The sequence below is a fragment of the Aureibaculum algae genome, assembly GCF_006065315.1.
Classification (GTDB): domain Bacteria; phylum Bacteroidota; class Bacteroidia; order Flavobacteriales; family Flavobacteriaceae; genus Aureibaculum; species Aureibaculum algae.
Genome location: NZ_CP040749.1, coordinates 379,100 through 399,866 on the forward strand (window position 1 = coordinate 379,100; position 20,767 = coordinate 399,866).

General features: G+C 31.8%; 18 protein-coding genes and 1 tRNA gene. 13 read left to right on the plus strand and 6 right to left on the minus strand.

Annotated elements, in window-relative coordinates; translation table 11 throughout:
- The first annotated feature begins 12 nt into the window (after window positions 1-12).
- Together uvrC and FF125_RS01380 are read left to right on the plus strand one after the other, a co-directional pair.
- Entirely contained in the window at window positions 13-1,818 is a 1,806-nt protein-coding gene (gene uvrC / locus FF125_RS01375; protein WP_138948105.1) for an excinuclease ABC subunit UvrC, read from the plus strand.
- Complete coding sequence (locus FF125_RS01380) at window positions 1,818-4,040, plus strand: patatin-like phospholipase family protein (RefSeq protein WP_138948106.1); 2,223 nt, start codon at window positions 1,818-1,820, stop codon at window positions 4,038-4,040. Before uvrC ends, FF125_RS01380 begins: the two co-directional genes overlap by 1 nt.
- 16 nt (window positions 4,041-4,056) lie before the next feature.
- Here FF125_RS01380 and FF125_RS01385 read toward each other — a convergent pair whose 3' ends face one another.
- From FF125_RS01385 to FF125_RS01400, 4 genes are read right to left on the minus strand one after another with little or no spacing between them, the layout of a single operon-like run.
- Window positions 4,057-7,566, minus strand: coding sequence for an efflux RND transporter permease subunit (locus tag FF125_RS01385; RefSeq protein WP_138948107.1), 3,510 nt, complete (start codon window positions 7,564-7,566; stop codon window positions 4,057-4,059).
- A gap of 10 nt (window positions 7,567-7,576) precedes the next feature.
- Window positions 7,577-8,749, minus strand: coding sequence for an efflux RND transporter periplasmic adaptor subunit (locus FF125_RS01390; RefSeq protein ID WP_138948108.1), 1,173 nt, complete (start codon window positions 8,747-8,749; stop codon window positions 7,577-7,579).
- Window positions 8,750-8,759: 10 nt separating this feature from the next.
- Complete coding sequence (locus FF125_RS01395) at window positions 8,760-10,103, minus strand: TolC family protein (RefSeq protein WP_138948109.1); 1,344 nt, start codon at window positions 10,101-10,103, stop codon at window positions 8,760-8,762.
- Complete coding sequence (locus FF125_RS01400; RefSeq protein ID WP_138948110.1) at window positions 10,104-10,712, minus strand: TetR/AcrR family transcriptional regulator; 609 nt, start codon at window positions 10,710-10,712, stop codon at window positions 10,104-10,106.
- Between the two features lie 125 nt (window positions 10,713-10,837).
- Between FF125_RS01400 and FF125_RS01405 the strand changes: the two genes are divergently transcribed.
- The 3 genes from FF125_RS01405 to FF125_RS01415 all read left to right on the plus strand — a co-directional run bounded on the left by FF125_RS01405 (window position 10,838) and on the right by FF125_RS01415 (window position 12,412).
- Window positions 10,838-11,803: a polyprenyl synthetase family protein gene (locus FF125_RS01405; protein WP_138948111.1), complete on the plus strand. Its 966-nt coding sequence runs from the start codon at window positions 10,838-10,840 to the stop codon at window positions 11,801-11,803.
- A gap of 69 nt (window positions 11,804-11,872) precedes the next feature.
- A tRNA-Ile gene (locus tag FF125_RS01410) sits at window positions 11,873-11,946 on the plus strand.
- A 265-nt stretch (window positions 11,947-12,211) separates the two neighbouring features.
- Window positions 12,212-12,412 (plus strand): PID-CTERM protein-sorting domain-containing protein, encoded by a 201-nt coding sequence (locus tag FF125_RS01415; protein ID WP_138948112.1) that lies wholly within the window; start codon window positions 12,212-12,214, stop codon window positions 12,410-12,412.
- Here the strand turns inward: FF125_RS01415 and FF125_RS01420 are convergent.
- Entirely contained in the window at window positions 12,409-13,002 is a 594-nt protein-coding gene (locus tag FF125_RS01420) for a riboflavin synthase (RefSeq protein ID WP_138948113.1), read from the minus strand. The two genes, FF125_RS01415 and FF125_RS01420, sit on opposite strands and share 4 nt — an antisense overlap.
- A gap of 152 nt (window positions 13,003-13,154) precedes the next feature.
- Here FF125_RS01420 and pdxA point away from each other — a divergent pair, with 152 nt between their 5' ends.
- The 7 genes from pdxA (at window position 13,155) to FF125_RS01455 (ending at window position 18,720) form a co-directional block, all read left to right on the plus strand.
- Window positions 13,155-14,192 carry a 4-hydroxythreonine-4-phosphate dehydrogenase PdxA gene (gene pdxA, locus FF125_RS01425; protein ID WP_138948114.1) on the plus strand — a complete coding sequence of 346 codons (1,038 nt, stop codon included), beginning with the start codon at window positions 13,155-13,157 and terminating at the stop codon, window positions 14,190-14,192.
- Window positions 14,193-14,332: 140 nt separating this feature from the next.
- Window positions 14,333-14,869 carry a YceD family protein gene (locus FF125_RS01430; RefSeq protein WP_138948115.1) on the plus strand — a complete coding sequence of 179 codons (537 nt, stop codon included), beginning with the start codon at window positions 14,333-14,335 and terminating at the stop codon, window positions 14,867-14,869.
- A 1-nt stretch (window position 14,870) separates the two neighbouring features.
- Entirely contained in the window at window positions 14,871-15,065 is a 195-nt protein-coding gene (gene rpmF / locus FF125_RS01435) for a 50S ribosomal protein L32 (RefSeq protein ID WP_138948116.1), read from the plus strand.
- A gap of 159 nt (window positions 15,066-15,224) precedes the next feature.
- Complete coding sequence (locus tag FF125_RS01440) at window positions 15,225-16,226, plus strand: beta-ketoacyl-ACP synthase III (RefSeq protein WP_138948117.1); 1,002 nt, start codon at window positions 15,225-15,227, stop codon at window positions 16,224-16,226.
- Window positions 16,227-16,244: 18 nt separating this feature from the next.
- Window positions 16,245-16,718, plus strand: coding sequence for an acetyl-CoA carboxylase biotin carboxyl carrier protein (gene accB / locus FF125_RS01445; RefSeq protein ID WP_138948118.1), 474 nt, complete (start codon window positions 16,245-16,247; stop codon window positions 16,716-16,718).
- A gap of 86 nt (window positions 16,719-16,804) precedes the next feature.
- Window positions 16,805-18,148, plus strand: a complete 1,344-nt coding sequence (accC, locus tag FF125_RS01450) for an acetyl-CoA carboxylase biotin carboxylase subunit (RefSeq protein WP_138948119.1) — start codon at window positions 16,805-16,807, stop codon at window positions 18,146-18,148.
- Window positions 18,149-18,255: 107 nt separating this feature from the next.
- Window positions 18,256-18,720 carry an Lrp/AsnC ligand binding domain-containing protein gene (locus FF125_RS01455; protein WP_138948120.1) on the plus strand — a complete coding sequence of 155 codons (465 nt, stop codon included), beginning with the start codon at window positions 18,256-18,258 and terminating at the stop codon, window positions 18,718-18,720.
- Between the two features lie 88 nt (window positions 18,721-18,808).
- On the opposite strand, the gene FF125_RS01460 is transcribed toward FF125_RS01455, so the two are convergent.
- Window positions 18,809-19,513 (minus strand): zinc metallopeptidase, encoded by a 705-nt coding sequence (locus FF125_RS01460; RefSeq protein ID WP_138948121.1) that lies wholly within the window; start codon window positions 19,511-19,513, stop codon window positions 18,809-18,811.
- Window positions 19,514-19,721: 208 nt separating this feature from the next.
- Here FF125_RS01460 and FF125_RS01465 point away from each other — a divergent pair, with 208 nt between their 5' ends.
- Complete coding sequence (locus FF125_RS01465; RefSeq protein WP_138948122.1) at window positions 19,722-20,753, plus strand: asparaginase; 1,032 nt, start codon at window positions 19,722-19,724, stop codon at window positions 20,751-20,753.
- The last annotated feature ends 14 nt before the right edge of the window (window positions 20,754-20,767 follow it).

The window sequence follows — 20,767 nt, forward strand, 5'->3', positions numbered from 1 at the left end:
TAACTTCGTTGCATGCAAAACACCGATTTAGAACTTCAAGTAAAAACCTTACCCAATACGCCCGGTGTTTATCAATATTTTGATAAGGATGATGCAATTTTATATGTAGGTAAAGCTAAAAATTTAAAAAAGCGTGTAAGTTCTTACTTTACAAAAAATCATGACTACGGTAAGACTAAAGTCTTAGTAAAAAAAATTGCTTCCATAAAACATATTGTCGTTTCTACGGAAATGGATGCCTTATTGTTGGAAAATAATCTTATTAAAAAATACAAACCACGTTATAATATTTTATTAAAAGACGATAAAACATATCCATGGATATGTATTAAAAAAGAGCCGTTTCCTAGAGTGTTTTTAACTAGAAGTGTCGTTAAAGATGGGTCTGAATATTTTGGCCCCTATACCTCGGTCAGAACAGCAAAAGCTTTACTATCTCTAATAAAAGAACTCTATCAATTACGTACATGTGCTTATGACTTATCGCAAAAAAATATAGCTACAGGTAAATATAAGGTTTGTTTAGAATACCATATAAAAAATTGTAAAGGCCCATGTGAAGGCTTACAGTTGGAAGCGGAATATTTAGAAAATATTAATGCAATTAGAAATATTATTAAAGGTAATTTTAAATCTTCATTAGAACATTTTAAAGATGTTATGTTGAAGTTTGCTGAAAATCATGAATTTGAAGAAGCTCATAGCATAAAAGAAAAAATAGATTTATTGGCTAATTATCAGGCAAAATCAACAGTTGTAAATCCGTCAATTTCGAATGTGGACATATTTTCAATTATTTCGGATGAGAGTTTTGCTTATGTCAATTTTTTTAAAATAATGAATGGTGCTATTATTCAATCACATACTTCAGAAATTAAAAAGAAATTAGATGAAACTGATAAACACTTACTTGAATTATCTATTATAGAAATTAGACATCGGTTTAATTCGCAATCAAAGGAAATTTATGTACCTTTTAAAGTTAATGTTGGTGATGAAATAAAGGTTACGGTTCCAAAACAGGGTGACAAAAAGCAAATAGTTGATCTATCTTTGCGTAATGCTAAATATTTTAGGCAAGAGCGTTTTAAACAAATTAAAATAGTTGACCCAGATAGACATACCAACAGAATTATGGCTCAAATGCAAAAGGATTTACGGTTGCCAAAAGAGCCTCGTAATGTGGAGTGTTTTGATAATTCGAATATACAAGGAACACACCCTGTAGCTTCTTGTGTTGTTTTTAAAAATGGTAAACCAAGTAAAAGCGATTATAGAAAGTATAATATAAAAACGGTTGAAGGTCCAGATGATTTTGGTTCTATGGAAGAGGTTGTACATAGAAGATACAAACGTTTGTTAGATGAAGGACAAGAGTTACCGCAATTAATTGTTATTGATGGAGGAAAAGGGCAGTTATCATCGGCATTAAAGAGTCTTGATGTGTTAGGTTTACGGAAAAAAATAGCAATTATTGGTATTGCAAAACGCTTGGAAGAGATTTTTTACCCCGACGATCCAATTCCATTGTATCTAGATAAAAAATCGGAAACGTTAAAAATAATACAGCAATTGCGAAATGAAGCTCACAGGTTTGCAATAACATTTCATAGAAATAAGCGAAGTAAAAGTGCTATTCAAACCGAGTTGGAGCAGATTCCGGGTATTGGTAAACAAACTGTAGAAAGTTTATTAAAACAGTTTAAATCAGCCAAAAGGGTTTCTGAAGCATCCTTCAAGGCGATTGAAGAAGTATTAGGTACTTCTAGAGCAACTAAAGTGTATAATTATTATCATTTAAAGAAAAAGGACTCTTAATGTTAAAAAATATAGTAATCATATTATTACTTTTTCAGGTACAAGTACTACTTGGACAAGATACTCCAAAGCCTCAAAAGGATATAAAAGTGGGTTTAGTTTTAAGTGGAGGAGGAGCTAAGGGTTTTGCACATATAGGTGCATTAAAAGTTTTAGAAGAAGCAGGTGTTAGGATAGATTACATTGGTGGTACCAGTATGGGGGCTATTATTGGGTCATTATATTCGTCGGGGTATTCAGCAGATGAATTAGATTCGTTAGTAACTGCGTTTGATTTGAATGAATTAATGCAAGATAATTTACCTAGAAAATCAAAATCTATTTATCAAAAAGAAAACACTGAAAAATATGCATTGACATTACCTATAAAAAATGGAGGCGTTCAATTGCCAACTGCTCTTTCAAAAGGGCAAAATATATTTAATCTTTTATCTCAACTTACGGAACATGTTCATAGCATTAATGATTTTTCAAAATTACCTATTCCGTTTTTTTGCGTTGCGACAGATTTAGAAAGTGGTACCGCAAAAATTCTAGAAGATGGTTTTTTACCCGAAGCCGTTAGGGCAAGTGGCTCTTTTCCAACTTTATTAGATCCTGTTGAGATTAACGGAAAATTATTAACAGATGGAGGTATTACGAATAATTTTCCCGTAGATGTAATGAAGGAGAAAGGTGTAGATGTAATTATTGGAATAGATGTTCAAGATAAATTAAAAGGGCAAAAAGGATTGAACTCAGCTTTTGAGATTGTAATGCAAATTGTAAGTTTTCAAATGTATACGGATGCTGTAAGTAAGCGAAACCAAACAGATATTTATATACATCCGGATATTAGTGACTTTAACGTAGTTTCTTTTGATTTAACAAAAGATATCATAGAAAGAGGGAGAAGTGCTACAGACAAACAGTTAGGGGCATTGCAAAAAATTGCAAAAAACCAAATTGCAAAAAAGAGAAGTAAAAGAGTAATTCCGATTGCAAATGAAAAACTAATTATAAATGAAATTAGTGTCATGGGAAACAAAAATTACACGAACAAATATATCATTGGTAAGTTAAATTTTAAAGAAAAAGATTCTATCTCTTATGATAAATTTACGGAGGGTATAAATAATTTATCCGCTACAGGTAATTTTAGAAATATTCAATATCAATTTCTACCGAGCGAAAAAGGTACAACATTACAATTAAAATTGAAAGAAGAAGAAATGTCTACTTTTTTACAATTAGGTATCCATTATGATGATTTATACAAAACAGGAGTGTTGTTAAACGTAACTGCCAAACACGCCCTTTTTAAAAATGACGTGCTTTCCGCAGATCTTGTATTAGGAGATAATATTCGGTATAATTTAGATTATTTTATAGATAATGGGTTTCATTGGAGTTATGGGGTTAAAACGCGATATAATAATTTTGATAAATCTTTTTTTGAGAATTTAATTAATGATGATGCATCAGGCGTGACTGTGGGTAAAGTTCCCATTGATTATAATGATTTTACTACTCAGCTATATTTACAAAATTCATTTACTAAAGGGATTGCGATACGTTTAGGGGCTGAGAATAAATTGATTAGAACCTATTTTGAAACCATAGAAAGTAACGAGACCATAAAGAATTTTATTGATAACACTTCGTATGTTAGTGCATATACAAATTTGGTATTAGATACTTATGATAATAAATACTTCCCTAAAAAAGGACTTTATTTTTTCGTAGATTATCATGCTTATTTAACGGCTTCAAATTTTGACAATAGTTTTAAACCGTTTACACAATTAAAAGGAGAATTGTCTGGGGCATTTACAATTGGTAGTAGATTTACTACACATATTGTTTCTCAGGCTGGAATTACTTTGGGCGATGGCACGCGAGTATTTAATTATTTTTTAGGAGGAGCTAATAAAAATTATATTAATAATTTTTATAATTTTTATGGCTATGATGTTGCTGATTTAGCCGAAAGTGCTTTCTTAAAAACGGCCGTTACTTTTCGTTATGAATTATTTAATAAAAATTATATTTCTTTAATTTCGAATGTAGCCAGGGTCGAAAATGATTTATTAAATGAAGGAGAAATTTTTGATAATACTAAACTAGGTTTTGCTGCGGGTTACAGCATTGAATCTTTTTTAGGTCCACTAGAAGTAAAGTATACTTGGTCACCAGATACTGGGCGAAATTACTGGTTATTTAATGTGGGTTTTTGGTTTTAAAAACCCACATTAAAAATTATGGAGTTACTTCGTCTACACTAATACTTTCAATCGTATCGTTTTCCTTTTGTCTTCGTAACCACATCTTAAATTTAGTGATTAGAAAGAATAAAATTGGTACTACAATTAATGTTAAAAATGTAGCTACAAATAATCCGTAAATTACTGTCCATGCTAAAGGTCCCCAAAACACAACGTTATCTCCACCCATGTAAATATTAGGATCAAATTCCTTGAATAAAGTAAAGAAGTTAATATTTAACCCTATTGCTAAAGGTATTAATCCAAGAATTGTAGTAATGGCTGTTAATAATACAGGACGTAAACGAGCTTTACCAGCTTTTACAATAGCTTCATATAAATCATTTGTTTCTAAATAATCTTCTTTTTCTAAATTAAGGTTGAACTTTTTTCTATCAATAAGGAGTTGGGCATAATCAAGTAGCACAACACCATTGTTTACTACAATTCCTGCTAGTGAAATAATACCCACCATAGTCATCATAATTACAAAAGAACTACCTGCTATAACAATACCACCAAATACACCAATAAAACTCAAGAAAATAGCCAACATAATTATTGCGGGTTTAGATACAGAGTTGAATTGGAAAATTAAAATGAAGAATATTAAACCAAGTCCTGTAAAAAAAGCACCGACTAAGAAAGTCATTTGTTTATTTTGTTCTTCAATTTGACCGGTATAATCAATGTTTATATTCTCTGGTAAATCTTCATAACTTTTCATTTCATTCTGAATTTGAGTTACGATAGCTCCAGCATCTGTAAAGCCAGGTGATAGTGCAGAATAAACTGTTACAACACGTTTTGTCTCTTTATGTTTAATAGCACTAAATCCTGAATTATTTTCATATGTTGTAATAGAAGAAATAGGCACACTTTTTATTTGACCCGTATTATCTCTAAAGGTAATATTCTGATTAAATAAGGCACTCGTATTGTATTTATTTTCCTTATTAAAACGTACATAAATATCAAAATCATCACCATCTTCTTTATAAATTCCAGCCTTAGAACCGAATATGGAATTACGTAATTGTTGTCCAACTTGAGATGCACTTACACCTAATTCACCAGCTTTTTCTCTATCAACGACTACACGCATTGCAGGTTTGTCTTTATTTACATCAATTTTTAATTCATCAATACCAGAAATATTTTTAGTATTAATAAATTCACGCATGTTTTCTGCAACAGCAATCAATTCATTATAGTCGTTACCTTCAATTTCAATATTAATTGGAGAACCAGCTGGAGGACCATTAGCATCTTTTTCAACTGAAATTAGTACGCCAGGATAGATTCCAACTAACGCTTTTTGTACTTCTTGACGCAATAATTCACTATCCTCTCCTTGACGGAATTTGAATTCTCTCATTGAAGCCGTAATTTTTGCTTTATGAGGTGTCTCCGCTGCAGAACCCATATCTGTTTGTGCATTTCCAGCACCAGCACCAACTTGCGATACGGTACTTTCAACCATGAAATTTTGACCATCAGCAGCCAAATACTGCTCTTGATTAAGCGTTTTATAAACACGATTTTCAATTTCTTTAGTAATGGCATTGGTTTTTGCTATGTCTGTACCTTCTGGATATTCTATATAGACAATAATTTGATTAGGTTTATTATCGGGAAAAAATTCCACCTTGGTACGTTGACTCGATAATGAAGCTCCAAAAGCAACAAATGCAAGTATTAATAACACAAAGGTGCCAATACTTAGTATGTAAGGCATTTTTCCAGAAAGTGCACCACGAAGCATTCTTTCATACCAATTCTCTAATTTTACAAGTGTTTTAGTTTGGAAGCTGTTCGCCCATTTACGCAGATATAATCTGTACACCCAAAGCATAATTGCAGTAAACACCATCAGTGTTCCAAGTGCCCTGTAGTCGCCACCGAAAATAATTATTAATGCACCAATTACAGCTATTATAACTGTAGTTCTAATGATACGATTTAATGGCATGTTTTCATCGTCGATACTCATGAATTGAGAGACTAAAACTGAATTAAAGAAAATGGCTACAAAAAGTGATGATCCCAAAACAACGGAAAGCGTAATTGGTAAAATCATCATAAAATCGCCCATAATTCCTGGCCATAAACCTAAAGGGATAAAGGCTGCAACTGTTGTTGCTGTAGAAATAATAATAGGGAAAGCAATTTCGCCAATACCTTTTTTTGCAGCTTCAATACGGCTCATTCCTTCTTCATCCATGAGTCGGTATACGTTCTCCACGACTACAATACCATTATCTACCAACATACCTAATCCCATAATTAACCCGAAAAGAACCATGGTATTTAAACTATGTCCCAGAAGTTCTAATATCATTAAAGACATGAACATTGACATTGGAATTGCAAAGCCTACAAAAATGGCATTTTTAAAACCTAAAAAGAACATTAAAACAGTAACTACTAAGATAATTCCAAAAATGATATTATTTACCAAATCATCTACTTGGCCAATTGTTTTTGGAGATTGATCATTGGCAACAGTTACGTTTAAGTCTTGCGGAAATACATTTTTTACAGCCTCTTTAACTATAACTTGTATTTGCTCTGCCGCTGCAACCATGTTTTTACCAGCTCTTTTTTTAACATCGAGCATAACAACTGGTTCTCCATGTTCTCTGGCATAAGTTGTTTTATCTTCTTCTTTAAAACTTATTGATGCAATATCTTTTAAGTAGATCGCATGACCATTTTCAGATTTTACTACAAAGTTTTCTAATTCATTAGGGTTTTCAATTTCTCCAAGTATTCGTATCGTTCTTCTTTGTCCGCTAGTTATTAAATTACCGGCAGACATGGTAACATTACCACCATTGATGGATCCAATAACATCGTTAAACGTTACTTCAGCAGCCATCATTTTGAAAATGTCTACGGCAACTTCTACCTCTTTGTCTTGTGCTCCACGAATATCTGCTTTTTTAATTTCCTGTATGTCTTCAATTTCATCCTGCAAGTACTCAGCATATTCTTTTAGTTTTTCAATTGGATAATTTCCTGAAATATTAATATTAAGAATAGGCATTTCTTCAGAAAGACTTAAGTCAAATACATCTGGTTCAACTTTTGCCTCATTAAATGTAGGCCAATCTTCACCTGATGTTTCTTGGTCAATTTCGTCTTTTACTTTTTGTTTCGCTTGCTCTACAGTAATGTTCTCATCAAATTCCACAATAACCATTGCGTAATCTTCTTGAGATGTTGAGGTGATTTCAACCACATTACTCACACTTTTTAATCGATCCTCTAAAGGATCCGTAATTAGCTTCTCTATATCTTCTGCCGTATTACCAGGGTAAACAGTACTTACATAAATTTTTGTTTCGTTTACTTCCGGAAAATTTTCTCTAGGCATACTGAAAAAAGCAGCAATACCTAAGTAGAAAATTACCGCAATAAGAACGTACATGGTCGTCTTATTATTGATTGCCCAAGACGATAAACCAAATTCCTTATCGACTATTTTTTTCTTTTTTGTCATCGTTTTTGGTTTAATATTTTATCACTTTTACTGTTTGCCCATCTTTTACACTACGAGCTCCTTCTTTAATAATTTCGGAGCCGCTCTCAATACCTTCAAGTACTTCAATAACATCACCTTGAGTTTTACCAGTTTTAATAATAACTTTTTTAGCGACACCTTCTTCTTTAGCATTTTTATCAGTTACAATATAAATATATTGCTCGCCATCAGCATTTTCAGAAATGATACTTTGTGGAATTAACACTGCTTTTTCATTAGTATAATCGTTAATTTTAAGTTTTGCAGTCAAATTAGGTTTGATTGATTTGTCTTTATTAGGTACGGCAACTTCAACTTTGAAGGTTCTATTAGCAGGATTGATAAAATCACCTGCTTGTCGGATAGTAGTTTTTATTTCTTGTCCTAAAACTGGGAAGTTTACGGTAACATCTTTGCCTTTAGTAACATTTGATATATAACTTTCAGGAACATCAGTTTCAATATACATATTATCAAGATTAATAATACGCATTAATTGTGATTGGCCAGCCGCTACAACACTTCCTTGTTCTGTGATGATATCATCTATTACACCAGAAAACGGAGCTCTTATATTAGTTTTACCTAATTGTTGCTTCATTTGATTAACAGATTCTGTTTGCGATTCGTAAGTTGATTTGGCTTGTAAATATTGAATTTCACTACCAATGTTTTGATCCCAAAGTCGTTTTTGACGCTCAAAAGTCGTTTTTGCTAAATCTGCTTGAATTTGTATTTGTGATAATTGTTGACTTAACCCACCATCATCAATTTTGGCCAATAGTTGGCCTTTACTCACTTTTTGTCCTTCTTTAACATAAATCTTTGAAAGAATGCCATTATATTCAGGATAAATGACAAGAAGATTTTTAGTAGTTACATTCCCTTGAATTTCTAAAACATGATTAAAAACTTCTTGCTTTGCTGTAATTGTTGTTATTAGTGGTACATTTTGAACTGTATCTATAGTTGAAATTGCTTCATCTAACAACTTTATTTTGTCATGTATCGCTTGCTGATCATTTACAAGTTCAGAACGTTTAGCACGTATTTTTTCTAAATTGTTAGTTTCTAAAATATTCTCGACAGAATTCTTACTTTTTTCACCTCCACATGAGACAATTAGAAGTGTAACTATTAATGTTGAAATTATATTTTTCATATTATTTATCTTAATTGTTTGGTGTATTTAAAATAGTTTCTAGAGCTGCTTTCTCATTAATAACATCAAGCATCGTTTGTAAAAACTCTTGTTGAGCAGCATATAATTGAATTTGTGCTTGTCTTAATTCGAAGCTGGTAGAAATTCCTTCAAAGAATTTTATTTGATTCTTTTTTTCTATGCGTTCTGCCAAGTTTAAGTTTTTCTTTTTGTTTTGAAAATCTTCAATTGCAAATTGATAATTACTTTTTGCTGATTCTATTTGTAGGAGCAATTGTTGTTCGGTTTCAGTTAAATCATTATTGCTTTTTTCTAAGTTGATTTTAGCACGTTGTGTAGCTGAACTACGCATACCAGAACTAAATAATGGTATATTTAAACTCACTCCGAATAATGAAGATCCAAACCATTGTTGGTGGCTTTTTGCAAATGAAAAATCTTCACTATATCCTGAATAACCACCATTTATAAATGTATTTAAAGTAGGGAGTGCTTTACTTTTTTCTAATTTTAGCAGTAGTTCTTTTGATGTCTTGTCGTTAAATGCTATTTTATAATCGATAGTGTTTTCTACGTTTTCTCCATAATTTAATAGCTCTAACGATATGTTTTGATTGGTTAAATTTTCTAAATCATCAAGCAAGGTTGTGTTTGTATTCAAATCTAAACCAATTGTTATGTTTAACATTTGATACGCCAAGGTCTTTAACCTTAAAGTATTGTTTAAGTTGCTTTCAACGCCAGATAAGGTTATTTGTAGTTGTTCTACACTTTCTTCTTCTTCTAATCCGTTTTCATAAATTTTAGTAGTTTCATTAAGATTCTTTTGTAAAACAGCTTTATTTTTTTCTAGTATCTTAACACTTTCTTCGGCTAATAGAACATTACCATATGCATTAATAACAGCTTTTCTAATTTCTAAATCTGTCTTTTCCTTTGCATTTTTTGATATTTCCAAAAATACTTTTGCAGATTGCAACCCTACTAAATAGGAGCCATCAAATAACAATTGTTTTAGGGTTACTGTTGCATCCATAGATTGTTTTGTGCTAAAGACAACTTCAGCATATTCTCCTGTATTTCCTCCAAAAAATTCGGCAGGTATTAATGAGACTTGCTGTTTTAACCAGTTGTTGTAATTTATAGAAGCATCAACTTGAGGTAGTCCAATTGCCGTTGTCTCCCATTTTTGCTTTTTTGCAGCATCTATATCCAGCAAAGCATTTTTAGCAGTTCTATTATTCTCTAATGCAAAGTCAATAGCTTGTTGTAAACTAAAACTTTTGGAATTTTCTTGCGAAAACCCATAGGACGTTAATAGAAGGCATACAATAAGTAGTGAAAATTTATTCATTTATATTTGTTGTTTATTGTCAATAATTGTGTTTAAAACCCCTAGTCCTTTAGGTGTGCAAATTCCTCTTAAGTGGTACTCTAAATAATTATCCATAAGTGAACTAATTGGGAATTGCTTGTTTGAAAATAATTCTTGGTTTTTTAAAGAAACCATATTATGAAAATATAATATTGAAATAAAGTCTATATCAATAGAGTCTCTATAAAGTTTTTGAGCTAAGCCTCTTAATAAATTATCCTTAACACAAGTGTCCATAACTTCAAACTGCTTTTTGTTTAAAGCCGTAAAAAGCTTAGGGTAATATTTTTGTAATTGATATTGAGGAGACGTCTTTTCATCTTTTAGAAAATTCATTACAAAAATTTTTATTTCAAATATTTCATCAATAGGGTTTTTGTTTAATGCACAAATTCCATTTATACCACTGCTTATCATATTGAAAGTATGCAATGTTGTCGCCTCAACAAGTTTTGTTTTATTTGCATAATTTTGATATATGGTTTTCTTTGAAATGCCCATTTTATGAGCAATATCATCCATAGTTACGCTTTTGAATCCGTAATTCAGAAATAAATCAGTAGCTGTATTTAATATTTTATCCTTCATAATCGCGGCAAAAATACAATACGGAAACTTAATAAACAAAAAAAGTTTCCAAAGTTTTGTAAAATTTATTTATTTCTATTTCCTTTTACAAATCATTACGTTATTTTTACAAAAAATATGAAGATTTGGAATTAGAAAGTTATAAAAAGCTGTTTTTAGGGCATTTATCAGAAAAAATCGAAGTAAAACAACCGGTAAATTTATATGAACCTATTTATTATATATTAAATATCGGAGGTAAGAGGTTACGACCAGTCATGTGTTTATTGAGTTGTGATATTTTTGGAGGTAAGGTTGAAACTGCTTTAGATGCTGCGTTGGCTATAGAAATGTTTCACAATTTTTCCTTAATTCATGATGATATAATGGATGCAGCTCCTTTAAGAAGAGGAAATGTAACAGTGCATAATAAATGGAATTTAAACACAGGAATATTGTCTGGTGATGCATTGTTGGTTTGGGCTCAACAATTATTAGAGTCATATGAAGGAAAAACGTATAAAGCATTAAATACATTGTTTACAAAAACAGCTCTAGAAGTGTGTGAGGGTCAGCAATATGATTTTGATTTTGAAACTACATTTAATGTAGATGTGAATCAATACGTGGCAATGATAACTCAAAAAACAGCGGTACTCGTGGCTGCATCATTAAAGTTTGGAGCGATAATTGCAAATGCAAGTGAGGAAGATGCTCAGAATGTTTATGACTACGGTTTAAATTTAGGTATTGCATTTCAATTGCAAGACGATTATTTAGACATATATGCTGAAGAAGATTTTGGAAAACAAAAGGCAGGTGATATTATTGAAAATAAAAAAACGTTTTTATTTTTAAAAGCTTTGGAGTTGGCAAATGAAGAAGATAGAGAAAAATTAATTCAATTTTATAGTTCAAAAGAGTATTCTGAGGGTAAAATTGAAAGTGTAATCACTTTATTTGATATGTATAAAATTCCATTATTAATAGAATTGGAAATTCAAAAATATACAGCCATGGCTATTCAAAACATTGAAAACCTAACTGTTAGTCAATATAAAAAGTCAAGCTTGGTAAGTTTTGCGAATCGTTTGATGGAAAGAAAAATTTAAATGATCAATCAAATTTCGATAAAAGATTGTAAAGTTTGTAAATAAATAGTAATATTGCACTCCAAATTTGGACCCATAGCTCAGTTGGTTAGAGCACCTGACTCATAATCAGGGGGTCGAAGGTTCGAGCCCTTCTGGGTCCACTGTTATGAAATTAGGAAATGGAAATTTACAAGAAATTTTCGTTATGTAGGTTCGTTGATTTGTTGAAATTATTAGTGGTCTTTTTGAAATTTAAAGTAAATTTTATGATATCATTAATAAAAGAAGGGCAAGTTTATTTGAGTTGTAATTTAAAACTCAAACGTTAAAATAAAAGGCAGTTAACCGACTAATCCTAAAAAAGAATTTATATATTTGCAATTAATTAACGAGTTTTTCGTTAGTACTTGCAAAAAGGGGAAGTATATGTTAAAAAAGTATTTAATATTTTTATCATTTGCGGTGTTAGTTTTAACATCAAGCAATGTATTTGCTCAAGGAAGTGGGCCGGAAGAGCCTAAAGGAGGTCCTATTTTACCTCCTACTAGTCCTATTGACGGGGGTGTGGGCTTTTTATTGGTTCTTGGGGTTGGTTATGCAGTCAAAAAGTTAAGAAAAGAAAACTAATTGTTGTAAGACTTCGTTAATCTAGCTACATATTTTCCTATTACATCAAATTCTAAATTTACCAAATCATTAATTTTTATTGAACTAAAGTTTGTGTGCAAATACGTATAAGGTATTATTGCAACACTAAACTTATTTTTATTGGAGTTTAATACGGTTAAGCTTACTCCGTTAATTGTTACAGAGCCCTTCTCAATAGTAATATTGTCTGTACCTTCATTATACTCAAAAGTAAAAATCCAACTTCCGTTTTGTTCTTCTATAGTAGCACATTTGCCTGTTTGATCCACATGACCTTGTACAATATGTCCGTCAAGTCTATCACCTAATTTCATTGCTCGTTCTAAATTAACGTTATCATTTACTTTGAGTTTGTTTAAATTTGTTTTAGATAATGTTTCGTCTATTGCAGTGACAGTATATGCATTATTGTTAATTTCAATCACTGTTAAGCAGACGCCGTTGTGAGCAACACTTTGGTCAATTTTCAAGGCCTCTGTAATTTTACTTTTTATGGTAATATGAAGATTTGTTTTATCCTTTTTTAGTGCAATAACTTCTCCTAAAGATTCTATAATTCCTGTAAACATTTATATTAATTTTAATCAGTACTTTTGTATGCTCAAAAATACGAATTTAATTGCTGCATTAAAACGTATACTTTGCATTTAATTGAAAACAGAAGCAGTAACAATCAACTTAATTAGAACTGTGTTTTAAAAGTTGGTGAAATTTAATGATAATGAAGAAAAATGAAACCATAAAAGTAGGTATTTCTGTTGGAGATATAAATGGTATTGGAATAGAAATAATTTTAAAAACATTTGAAGATCCAAGGATGTTAGAATTGTGTACTCCTATAATTTTCGCTTCCAATAAAATACTTTCAATTCATAAAAAAGAATTGAATATTCATACACAAACACATGGAATTGATTCAGTTTCTAAATGCGTTGCTAATAAAGTTAATTTGGTTAACGTTTGGAAAGAGCAGGTTGAGGTTGAATTTGGTAAAGAAACTGCGTTAGGGGGTAAATATGCTTTATTGTCTTTGCAAGCAGCAACAAATTCATTAAAGCAAAATGAAATTGACGTATTGGTAACTGCTCCTATAAATAAACATAATATTCAATCTGAAGATTTTAAATTTAGTGGACATACCGAATATTTAGAGGCAAATTTGGAAGGTGAAAGTTTAATGATTTTAATGACCAATGAGTTAAAAATAGGACTCATAACTGGGCATATTCCAATACAGAAGGTTGCAGAGACCATTACACCAGGATTAATTGAGGGTAAAGTCAATTTAATGTATAATTCGCTTGTGCAGGATTTTAAAATAAGTAAACCTAAAATTGCGGTGTTAGGGTTGAATCCTCATTGTGGCGATAATGGTGTTATTGGTGAGGAAGATGATACTGTTATAAGGCCAACTTTAGAGAAATTACAGGCTGATGATAAGCTAATTTATGGTCCGTATTCTGCTGATAGTTTTTTTGGGTCAGGGGCTTATAAAAAATTTGACGGTATTTTGGCCATGTATCATGATCAAGGCTTGGCACCTTTTAAGACATTATCTTTTGGTAATGGTGTTAATTTTACAGCGGGCTTGAATAAGGTTAGAACTTCACCCGATCATGGAACGGCTTTTGAAATTGCAGGAAAAGGTGAGGCTAGCAATAATTCATTTAAAGAAGCTTTGTATACCGCAATGGATGTGTTTAAGAATAGATCGGAGTATAATGAGCTAATTAAAAATAAATTACGTACAAGAAAATAATAATTGTAAAATTTTTATTACATTTGCACGCTCATTTTTGATGGATGTTATGAAACGAGCATGTTCTAAATTTTATCATCAATGGGGAATGATTAATAGCGAACTGCATGTGACCATTGAAAAACAATAGATATGAACGCATGAAAAAGAAAATGTTTGTTATTCCTTTTAAAGGATTGAAAGAAGCCAATCATAAGTTTGAGTTTCAAATTAATAAGGAGTTCTTTGAGTTTTATCAATATGATGATGTTTGTGATGCTAATATTTTAGTACAACTAGATTTTAATAAAAAAAGCACTTTAATTGAGCTTAGTTTTAATGCGAAGGGTGTGGTTGAGGTTGTTTGTGATTTAACAAATGAGTTATTTGAACAACCTATAAAAGCAAAGTTAGATTTAGTTGTTACATTTGGCGAAGAATTTAATGATGATGATATTGATATTTTAATATTGCCTCATGAAGCTTATGAAGTTGATGTTTCGCAATATATTTATGAAATGATTATATTGGCAATTCCGTCAAAAAAAGTTCATCCAGGAGTAAAAGATGGAACTTTAAAGTCGGAAATATTAGATAAGTTAGAAGAGTTAAAACCAAAAAAAATAATAATTAATAAAGAAGGTTCTGATCCTAGATGGGATAAATTAAAAGGACTGATAACCGATAAAAAAGTATAAAATGGCACATCCTAAAAGAAAAATTTCTAAGCAAAGAAGAGATAAGAGAAGAACACATTATAAAGCGACTGCTCCTCAAATAGCTAAAGACCCAACAACAGGTGAAGCACATTTATTTCATAGAGCTCACTGGCACGAAGGTAAATTATATTACCGTGGTCAAATAGTAATAGATAGTGAAGAAGCTGTTGCATAGTAAAAAAAGTTATACACAAAAAACCCTCTTTTTTGAGGGTTTTTTTATGTTTATTCGTCAAAAAGAACGAAAACTACGCTAATTTTGATAAAAAGCGAAATAAATTTCATTACATTTGAAAACTGTTTTATCAAAAAAAACACCTACTAAAACAAACATATGACTAAAATTACTGCTGCAATTACAGCTGTTGGAAAATATGTTCCCGATCATGTACTAACAAATAAAATGTTAGAAAGCATGGTGGAGACGAATGATGAATGGATAACTACACGTACAGGAATAAAAGAACGTAGGATATTAAAAGAACCAGGAAAAGGGACGTCTTTTTTAGCTATAAAAGCTGCTGAAGATTTAATTGCTAAGACAAATTTAGATCCAAAAGAGATTGATTTAGTAATTGTGGGAACGGCAACACCGGATATGCAGGCAGCATCTACAGCAGCTTTTGTAGCTTCAGAAATTGGAGCAACAGAGGCTTTTTCATTTGATCTAGAATCGGCCTGTTCAAGTTTTCTATATGGAATGTCTACAGCATCAAGTTATATTGAAGCCGGTAGGTACAAAAAAGTATTACTTATAGGTGCAGATATGAACTCTTCAATGATTGATTATACAGACAGAATTACTTGTATTATTTTTGGTGATGGGGCAGGGGCCGCATTATTTGAACCTAATACAGAAGGTTTAGGTTTGCAGGATGAATATTTACGAAGCGACGGTAGTGGTAGAGAGTTTTTAAATGTTGCAGCAGGTGGTTCTATTTTACCAGCTTCAGAAGAAACAGTTAAAAATGGACAACACTATGTACGTCAAGAAGGAAGAACTGTATTTAAATTTGCAGTATCGAATATGGCTGATGTTAGTGAAAAGATTTTAGAAAGAAATAATTTAACCAAAGAAGATGTTACTTGGTTAGCACCACATCAAGCAAATAATAGAATTATTGAAGCAACGGCCAATAGAATTGGCTTAGACATGGACAAGGTAATGGTTAACATCCATAAGTATGGGAATACAACTTCTGCTACATTGCCATTGTTGCTAGCTGATTACGAAGACCAACTCCGTAAAGAAGATAATATAATTTTTGCTGCATTTGGAGGTGGTTTCACATGGGGAGCTATCTATTTAAAATGGGCATACAACTCAAATAACTAACTATAAAATCTAAATAAAATGGATTTAAAAGACATACAAAACTTAATTAAGTTTGTTGCTAAATCTGGTGCAAACGAGGTTAAACTTGAAATGGAAGATGTTAAAATAACCATTAAAACAGGTGCTGAAAAAACGGAAACAACTATCGTTCATCAAGCACCAACTGCACCTGTGCAACTAGCTCAAGCACCTGCACAAGACATCTCAGCTGTTCCAGTTCAGCCTGCGGCAGCGGTAAATGAGGATGATAAATATTTAACTATAAAATCTCCAATTATTGGTACTTTTTATAGAAGACCTTCTCCAGATAAGCCAATTTTTGTTGAAGTTGGTAGCACTATTAATGAAGGTGACACGGTTTGTATTATAGAAGCCATGAAACTTTTTAACGAAATTGAATCTGAAATTTCAGGTAAAATTGTTAAAATATTAGTAGATGATTCATCTCCAGTCGAATTTGATCAACCATTATTTTTAGTTGATCCATCATAACCAATTGAAAATTCCAATCAATAAAATCCTGAACCCAATTATTTGGAATTTGGAGCTTGGAAATTGAATTTTTAAAACGAAAAGTTATGTTTAAAAAAATACTTATAGCAAATAGAGGAGAGATTGCACTGCGAATTATACGTACTTGCAAGGAGATGGGCATTAAAACGGTAGCTGTATATTCAACCGCAGATGCTGAAAGTCTACATGTAAGGTTTGCAGATGAGGCCGTTTGTATCGGTCCCCCTGCTAGTAGTGAGTCTTATCTTAAAATGTCAAATATAATGGCAGCAGCAGAAATTACTAATGCTGACGCCATACACCCTGGTTACGGATTTTTATCTGAAAATTCTAAATTTTCTAAAATGTGTGCAGAGCACGATATTAAATTTATCGGAGCTTCACCTGAAATGATAGACAGAATGGGGGATAAAGCATCTGCCAAAGCGACAATGAAAGAGGCTGGTGTACCTTGTGTTCCAGGCAGTGATGGTATTATTGAAGATTTCGAATCTTGTCAAAAAATAGCAAAAGAAACAGGTTATCCTGTGATGCTTAAAGCAACTGCAGGAGGCGGTGGAAAAGGAATGCGAGCTGTTTGGAAAGAAGAAGAGTTGAAAAAAGGATGGGATGATGCGAGACAAGAAGCTAAAGCTTCCTTTGGTAATGACGGAATGTACATGGAGAAACTGATTGAAGAACCACGTCATATAGAAATTCAGATTGTTGGTGATTCTTATGGTAAAGCTTGTCATTTGTCAGAAAGAGATTGTTCAATTCAACGACGTCATCAAAAATTAACAGAAGAAACTCCTTCACCTTTTATGACCAAGCCTTTGAGAAAAAAAATGGGTGAGGCTGCAGTTAATGCCGCTGAATTTATTAAATATGAGGGTGCAGGTACTATAGAATTTTTGGTAGATAAACATAGAAATTTTTATTTTATGGAAATGAACACTCGAATTCAAGTTGAACATCCAATAACAGAACAAGTTATAGATTTTGACTTAATTCAAGAGCAAATTTTAGTTGCTGCTGGCGTGCCAATTTCAGGAAAAAACTATATGCCGAAATTGCATTCAATAGAATGTAGAATAAATGCTGAAGATCCGTTTAATGATTTTAGACCTTCTCCAGGTAGAATTACAACATTGCATTCGCCGGGAGGGCATGGAGTTAGACTTGATACCCATGTTTATGCAGATTATGTCATTCCACCTTATTACGATTCAATGATTGCGAAGTTGATTACTACAGCTCAAACGAGGGAAGAGGCAATTAACAAAATGAAAAGAGCTTTAGATGAATTCGTGATTGAAGGCATTAAGACTACCATACCTTTTCACAGACAATTGATGGATCATCCTGACTATTTAGCAGGTAATTATACCACTAAATTTATGGAAGACTTTAAGATGATAGAAAAATAGATTTTTTTTACAAATACATATCCCGATTTAATTATCGGGATTTTTTTATGCTTAATTTTTATTTCTACTAATGATTTTATTTACTTTTGATTGAAAATTATAACACAATGAAGGAAAAGGACTTACATATTGATGGAATAGATAAGATAATTCTTAAAAATTTAATGGAAGACGCTAGAGCTCCTATATTGAGTATAGCGAGAGAAGTGGGTATTTCCGGAGCTGCAATTCATCAAAGGTTGCGAAAGTTAGAAAAATCAGGGCTGATTGTTGGGTCTAAGTTTGTTATAAATCCCAAAGTACTTGGTTATAAAACCCTCGCATTTGTTGGTATTTTCTTAGATGCTGCCAGTACATATAAAGAAGCCCTAAAAAGATTAAAGGAGATTGATGAGGTTGTAGAAAGTCATTATACAACAGGTAATTATGCTATTTTTGCGAAAGTTTTATGTAAAGATAATGAACATTTAATGGAGGTGTTAAATAAACAAATACAGGGAATAAAAGGAGTTTCAAGAACTGAAACGTTTATTTCACTTGATCAACAAATTGAAAGGCAGTTAAAAATATAGTTTTAGCATTTGTCATAAATCAATAAAAAAAAGGTAATTTTTTCATTTAATGAAAAATTACCTTTTTGTTTTTTTTTATAATACCTAGTTAGTCTCTATTTCCTATAATTTGTAGCCCCCAATATAAAAGCATTGCCAAGGAGCCTAATGCTGCAACTAAATATGTTCTAGCGGCCCACTTTAAAGCATCTTCAGATCCTTTGTATTCTTCTTGACTTAACATGTTTTTATTCTTAAGCCATGCTAAAGCACGGTTACTAGCGTCATATTCAACTGGTAGCGTAATAAAACTGAAAATAGTTCCTAAGGCCATAAACGCTAAGCCTGCAACAGCGATATAAAATCCAATACCGCCTGCGGCACCACTTGTTGCGGCACCTAATATGATACCACCAATAACCATATATTGTGAAAATTTAGAGGTGATATTAACAGCTGGTACTAATTTAGATCTCATAGTTAACCATTGGTAAGCTTGAGCGTGCTGTACTGCATGTCCTACCTCGTGTGCTGCAACTGCAGCAGCAGCAGCGTTCCGCTGGTTGTAAACTCCTTCGCTTAAATTTACAGTTTTCTTTACAGGGTTGTAGTGGTCAGTAAGCATACCAGGTGTTGAAATAACTTCAACATCTCGAATACCATGATCTGCTAACATTTTCGTTGCAATTTCTGCACCACTCATACCATTTCTGAGTTGTACCTTTGAATAATATTTAAATTTACTTTTAAGCTTGTTGCTTATCAACCAGCTCACTAGAGAAATTGCACCTATTAATATATAAAATCCTATCATAATTGTTTATTCGTTTAATTTAATGACTTATTTTTGTTTAAAGGCATAACGCCTATTTTAGTTGATCCATGTTACTGGGTTTAATATTGCATAAAAATATACAATATTAGTAATATGTATATCATAAAGTATTCCAATTTCTTAATTTATCTAAAATAAGGTAATTTTTAGAAGAAATAATCATTAAATTAATATTGAAGATGACAATATGACAAATAAGCCGGAGATATTATTAATATATACTGGAGGTACTATAGGAATGGTAAAAGATTATGAGTCAAATGCTTTAAAGGCATTTGATTTTAATCATCTATTTGAAAAAATTCCTGAGTTAAAGCAATTGAATTGTAATGTTGAAAGTGTTTCTTTTGAAGAGCCAATGGATTCCTCAAATATGAATACGCATTATTGGGCTGAGATTCTTGAAATAATTGAAGAGTATTATCATAAAAAAGATGGATTTGTTGTACTGACAGGTTCAGATACAATGTCATATACATCATCTGCCATTAGTTTTATGATTGAAAACCTTTCAAAACCTGTAATTTTTACAGGTTCGCAGTTGCCAATTGGTGATTTACGTACCGATGCTAAAGAAAATTTAATCACAGCGATTCAAATTGCCTCAGCTAAAAATAACGATAATGAACCTGTAGTTACTGAAGTAGGATTGTATTTTGAATATAAATTATATAGGGCAAATAGAACAACTAAAATAAATGCAGAGCAATTTGAAGCTTTCGCATCTGCTAATTATCCACCAATAGGTGAAAGTGGTGTGCATTTGAAGTTTGAAAATCATTTATTGTTAAAGTCAGATAAGAATAAAAAGACCTTATTTAGAAAAAAGTTAGTCGATGATATTGTTATTTTAAAATTGTTTCCAGGTATTACCAAAGAAGTTGTAAAGGCTACTTTAGAGATTAAGAATTTAAAGGGGGTTGTGTTAGAAACTTATGGGTCTGGCAATGCACCAACAAATGTGTGGTTTTTAGACCTGTTAAAAAATGCAATAGCTAAAGGAATTCATATTATAGATGTCACACAATGTGTTGGAGGTAGCGTGATTTTAGGCCAATATGATACAAGTGTTAAATTAAAGCAATTGAATTTAATTAACGGGAAAGACATCACAACAGAATCAGCAATTGCCAAATTAATGTATCTTTTGGGTGAAAAGATAGCACCAGAAAGCTTCAAAAGTGTTTTTGAGACCTCTTTAAGGGGGGAAATGAGTTAATTTATAGCTAAATA

Excerpts from the sequence above, each read along its gene's own strand:
- uvrC (WP_138948105.1), top strand. The coding sequence starts at position 13 with ATGCAAAACACCGATTTAGAACTTCAAGTAAAAACCTTACCCAATACG.
- FF125_RS01380 (WP_138948106.1), top strand. The coding sequence starts at position 1,818 with ATGTTAAAAAATATAGTAATCATATTATTACTTTTTCAGGTACAAGTA.
- FF125_RS01385 (WP_138948107.1), bottom strand. The coding sequence starts at position 7,566 with ATGACAAAAAAGAAAAAAATAGTCGATAAGGAATTTGGTTTATCGTCT.
- FF125_RS01390 (WP_138948108.1), bottom strand. The coding sequence starts at position 8,749 with ATGAAAAATATAATTTCAACATTAATAGTTACACTTCTAATTGTCTCA.
- FF125_RS01395 (WP_138948109.1), bottom strand. The coding sequence starts at position 10,103 with ATGAATAAATTTTCACTACTTATTGTATGCCTTCTATTAACGTCCTAT.
- FF125_RS01400 (WP_138948110.1), bottom strand. The coding sequence starts at position 10,712 with ATGAAGGATAAAATATTAAATACAGCTACTGATTTATTTCTGAATTAC.
- FF125_RS01415 (WP_138948112.1), top strand. The coding sequence starts at position 12,212 with ATGTTAAAAAAGTATTTAATATTTTTATCATTTGCGGTGTTAGTTTTA.
- FF125_RS01420 (WP_138948113.1), bottom strand. The coding sequence starts at position 13,002 with ATGTTTACAGGAATTATAGAATCTTTAGGAGAAGTTATTGCACTAAAA.
- pdxA (WP_138948114.1), top strand. The coding sequence starts at position 13,155 with ATGAAGAAAAATGAAACCATAAAAGTAGGTATTTCTGTTGGAGATATA.
- FF125_RS01430 (WP_138948115.1), top strand. The coding sequence starts at position 14,333 with ATGAAAAAGAAAATGTTTGTTATTCCTTTTAAAGGATTGAAAGAAGCC.
- rpmF (WP_138948116.1), top strand. The coding sequence starts at position 14,871 with ATGGCACATCCTAAAAGAAAAATTTCTAAGCAAAGAAGAGATAAGAGA.
- FF125_RS01440 (WP_138948117.1), top strand. The coding sequence starts at position 15,225 with ATGACTAAAATTACTGCTGCAATTACAGCTGTTGGAAAATATGTTCCC.
- accB (WP_138948118.1), top strand. The coding sequence starts at position 16,245 with ATGGATTTAAAAGACATACAAAACTTAATTAAGTTTGTTGCTAAATCT.
- accC (WP_138948119.1), top strand. The coding sequence starts at position 16,805 with ATGTTTAAAAAAATACTTATAGCAAATAGAGGAGAGATTGCACTGCGA.
- FF125_RS01455 (WP_138948120.1), top strand. The coding sequence starts at position 18,256 with ATGAAGGAAAAGGACTTACATATTGATGGAATAGATAAGATAATTCTT.
- FF125_RS01460 (WP_138948121.1), bottom strand. The coding sequence starts at position 19,513 with ATGATAGGATTTTATATATTAATAGGTGCAATTTCTCTAGTGAGCTGG.
- FF125_RS01465 (WP_138948122.1), top strand. The coding sequence starts at position 19,722 with ATGACAAATAAGCCGGAGATATTATTAATATATACTGGAGGTACTATA.